Consider the following 3,342-nt stretch of genomic DNA (forward strand, 5'->3'; position numbering starts at 1 on the left):
AGGGTGGGTCGCTACTCCTTTCCTGTATCGAACTTTCATCGACTATCCTTCGCCAGTTTCACTGGCGCACTACGCATCCGACGGGCGCCGTCTTGCGTGACGCGAGGTAATTCGCGAAGCGTGTAGCCTTAAGTCTAGCTTTAAGGTCATCAGGCGATGCGGGTCGAGGTTTTGGGCGGACTGGAGCGGCGGCGGCGCTGGTCGCAGGACGACAAGGCGCGGATTGTCGAGGAGACGTTGGTGCCGGGCGCGAAGGTGACTGAGGTTGCGCGCCGCAATGGAGTCGCAGCCAGCCTGGTGTTTACCTGGCGTCGACAAGCACGGACATCAGAGCAGGTTGTACCATCTTTTGCGCCGGTGCAGATCGTCGCTACGGAGGTGGAGGAAGCTCCGAAGCTTTTGCCTGCGGGTGACGGCCGGGTGCGCTCCGTAGCGTCCGCGCGTACTGGATTGATCGAGATTGATCTTGGCAACCGGCGACGCATCCGGGTGGATGCGCACGTCGACCCGGAGGCGCTGGCGCGGGTCCTCGAGGTGCTTGAGCGCCGATGATCGCCATACCGGGTAATGTGCGGGTGTGGCTTGCGACCGGCCATACCGATATGCGCCGAGGCTTCCCGAGCCTTGCGCGTCTGGTTCAGGAGAGCTTGAAGCGGGATCCGCACGCTGGTGATCTTTACGTTTTTAGGGGCCGCCGCGGCGACCTGATCAAGATCATTTGGCATGATGGCCAGGGCGCATGTCTGTTCACGAAGCGGTTGGAGCGCGGCCGCTTTTTGTGGCCATCGCTGGCGGACGGCGTTGTGACGATCAGCGTTGCGCAACTATCCTATCTCCTGTCCGGAATTGACTGGCGAATGCCGCAGGCAACCTGGCGTCCGCAGGCTTCCGGTTAAGCTGTGGCTTATTGACTCACGAGGGAGATCGGTCGCGAATTTTAGCGGCGAATATGATTGAGTTGCCCTCGTGACAACGCCTTCCGATCCGCTTCCCGCCGACCTTGCCGCTGCGCACGCAATGATCCTTGCGCAGCGCGAACAACTGGCGCTGGCGAAGAGCGAAGTGACCGTCGGTCGACTGGAAATCGAGCGGCTGAAGCTGATGCTGGCCAAGGCACGGCGCGAACAGTTCGGGCAATCCTCCGAACGCGGCAAGCTGCTGGTCGAACAGCTCGAGCTTGCCATCGAGGATCTCGAAGAGACGCAGGCCGAACAGGAAACCAAGGCCGAACTCGCCGCGCCAGGGGCCGCCAAGGAGAAGCGCGCGCAAAATCCACGGCCGCCGCGACGTCCGTTGCCGGACAATCTGCCGGTCGAGCGCGTCGTCGAACCCGCGCCTTGCGCATGTGGTAAGTGCGGCAGCCAGCGGCTGCACAAGCTCGGCGAGGTGGTCTCGAAGACCCTGGAATGCGAGCCGCGGCGTTGGAAGATTATCGAGCATGTCCGCGAAAAGTTCTCCTGCCGAGATTGCGAGGCGATCACCGAGGCGCCGGCGCCCTCCCATCCGATCCCGCGAGGCTTTGCCGGGCCGAACCTGCTGGCGATGGTGCTGGTCAACAAGTTCCTGCTGCATCAGCCGTTGAACCGGCAGAGCAAGACCTATGCCCGCGAAGGGATCGAGATCGACGTCTCGACCCTGGCGGATCGGGTCGGCGCCTGCGTGGTAGCACTCGCTCCCATTATTGAGGCCATCCGTATCCACGTCATGAGCGCGGAACGCATCCACGCCGACGATACGACGGTGCCGGTGCTGGCCAAGCTTAAGACGGTTACCGGCCGGATCTGGACTTATGTTCGCGATGACCGGCCGTTTGGCGGCACGGATCCGCCGGCGGCCCTGTTCTACTACTCACGCAACCGGGCTGGAGAGCATCCGCAAAGCCATCTTGCCGGCTATGTGGGCCTCATGCAGGCCGATGCCTTCGATGGATATAACCAGCTCTACAAGGCCCAAAGGAAGCCGGCTCCGATCCTGGAAGCGGCCTGTTGGAGCCACGGCCGCAGAAAGTTCTTCGACCTGGCGAAATCTGGAGAGGCGCCGATTGCCAGCGAGGCGGTGCGGCGCATCGATATCCTGTTCGAGATCGAGCGCACCATCAACGCCAAAACGCCGGAACAGCGGCTTGCGGCACGTCGTGATCAGTCGAGGCCGATCGTCGCCGATCTCGAAATCTGGATGCGCCAGCAGCGAACCTTGCTCTCATCAGGCAACGATACTGCAAAGGCGATCAACTACCTGCTCAACCGCTGGGCGGCGTTCACTCGCTTCCTGGACGATGGCCGCATCTGCCTCTCGAACAACGCTGCCGAACGAGCGTTACGCGGTGTGGCTGTCGGAAGACGAAATTGGACCTTCGCCGGTTCAGATGCTGGCGGCAATCGTGCCGCCGCTGTCTATACCCTGATCGAAACCTGCCTATGCCGAGTGCGGCATAGGGCCGTTTATGCCGCCCGCCGAACTATGCCGAGTCGGGTCGTTTTCCCCAGATTTGTCGCTGACCGGCGTTTGGTCGGTTCGGCATAGTTCGTTCTGTGCCTCCGCTTTCAACAGCGGAGAACAGGAAGATGGAAGTTGAAGAGTACTTGGGCAGAAGCCGGCTGTACCGGCGTCTCAGAAGCGGGCCGCACGGACAGTTCGTCGAGCGCTACGCCGTTCGTCTCGTCGAAGAGAGGCTCGTTCGGCACGGCACGTGGCGTTGCCTCAACGTGGTTGGCGGGCTCCTGAGTTGGATCGCGGGCCGTCGCTACAAGCTGATCGATCTCGATGAGCAGGTCGTTGAGCGGTACCTCCGACATCGAGGCGGGAGGCAGTCTATCCAACCCGGTGACCGAGCTGCGCTCAAGCGATGGCTGTCGGTGCTGCGCGAGGAAGGCGCGATCGCGCCGTTGGTGCTACCGCCTCTCACCCCGCACGAACGGATCTTCAAGGAGTTCGATGCCTACCTGCAATCAGAGCGCGGCTTGGCCCCGAGGTCCATCGTCCGCCATCTCCCAGTCATCCGCAGGTTCCTGCACGAGGTGTGCTCCGGCGGCGCCGGCGCCCTGTGCAAGATCAGCCAAGAGGACGTGATCCGCTACGTTGAGCGCCACGCCCAGGATTGGAGCCCGGGAACAGGCAAGGCGATGTGCTGGTCGTTGCGTGCCTTTCTCCGTTACCTCCACCATCGGGGGCTGAACTCGCGCTCGTTGGCGGATTGCGTTCCATCGATGCGCCGATGGAAGCTCGCAACTCTACCGACCTATCTGCCTGCCGCTCAGGTGCGGAAGGCTCTCGACGGTTGCGACCGAGAGACGGTGATGGGACGGCGCGACTACGCCATTCTGTTGTTGCTGGCCAAGCTCG

4 protein-coding genes are annotated in these 3,342 nt (G+C 62.4%); all 4 read left to right on the forward strand.

Features of this window, described 5'->3' with window-relative positions; genetic code table 11:
- Positions 1-156: 156 nt before the first annotated feature.
- Positions 157-552, forward strand: coding sequence for a transposase (locus QJT82_RS45185; protein WP_016845824.1), 396 nt, complete (start codon positions 157-159; stop codon positions 550-552).
- Positions 549-896 carry an IS66 family insertion sequence element accessory protein TnpB gene (gene tnpB, locus QJT82_RS45190; RefSeq protein WP_028344503.1) on the forward strand — a complete coding sequence of 116 codons (348 nt, stop codon included), beginning with the start codon at positions 549-551 and terminating at the stop codon, positions 894-896. Before QJT82_RS45185 ends, tnpB begins: the two co-directional genes overlap by 4 nt.
- Before the next feature lie 121 nt (positions 897-1,017).
- Complete coding sequence (locus QJT82_RS45195) at positions 1,018-2,523, forward strand: IS66 family transposase (protein WP_334455311.1); 1,506 nt, start codon at positions 1,018-1,020, stop codon at positions 2,521-2,523.
- Between the two features lie 41 nt (positions 2,524-2,564).
- The coding region (locus QJT82_RS45200) for a site-specific integrase (protein WP_281446722.1) at positions 2,565-3,342 on the forward strand (778 nt) is incomplete at its 3' end.

It is taken from the genome of Bradyrhizobium sp. Mp19 (genome assembly GCF_029952935.1).
Lineage (GTDB): Bacteria > Pseudomonadota > Alphaproteobacteria > Rhizobiales > Xanthobacteraceae > Bradyrhizobium > Bradyrhizobium elkanii.

What these genes read in the sequence shown, in the direction of transcription:
- QJT82_RS45195 (WP_334455311.1), top strand. Translation starts at nt 1,018, where the DNA reads ATGATCCTTGCGCAGCGCGAACAACTGGCGCTGGCGAAGAGCGAAGTG.
- QJT82_RS45185 (WP_016845824.1), top strand. Translation starts at nt 157, where the DNA reads ATGCGGGTCGAGGTTTTGGGCGGACTGGAGCGGCGGCGGCGCTGGTCG.
- tnpB (WP_028344503.1), top strand. Translation starts at nt 549, where the DNA reads ATGATCGCCATACCGGGTAATGTGCGGGTGTGGCTTGCGACCGGCCAT.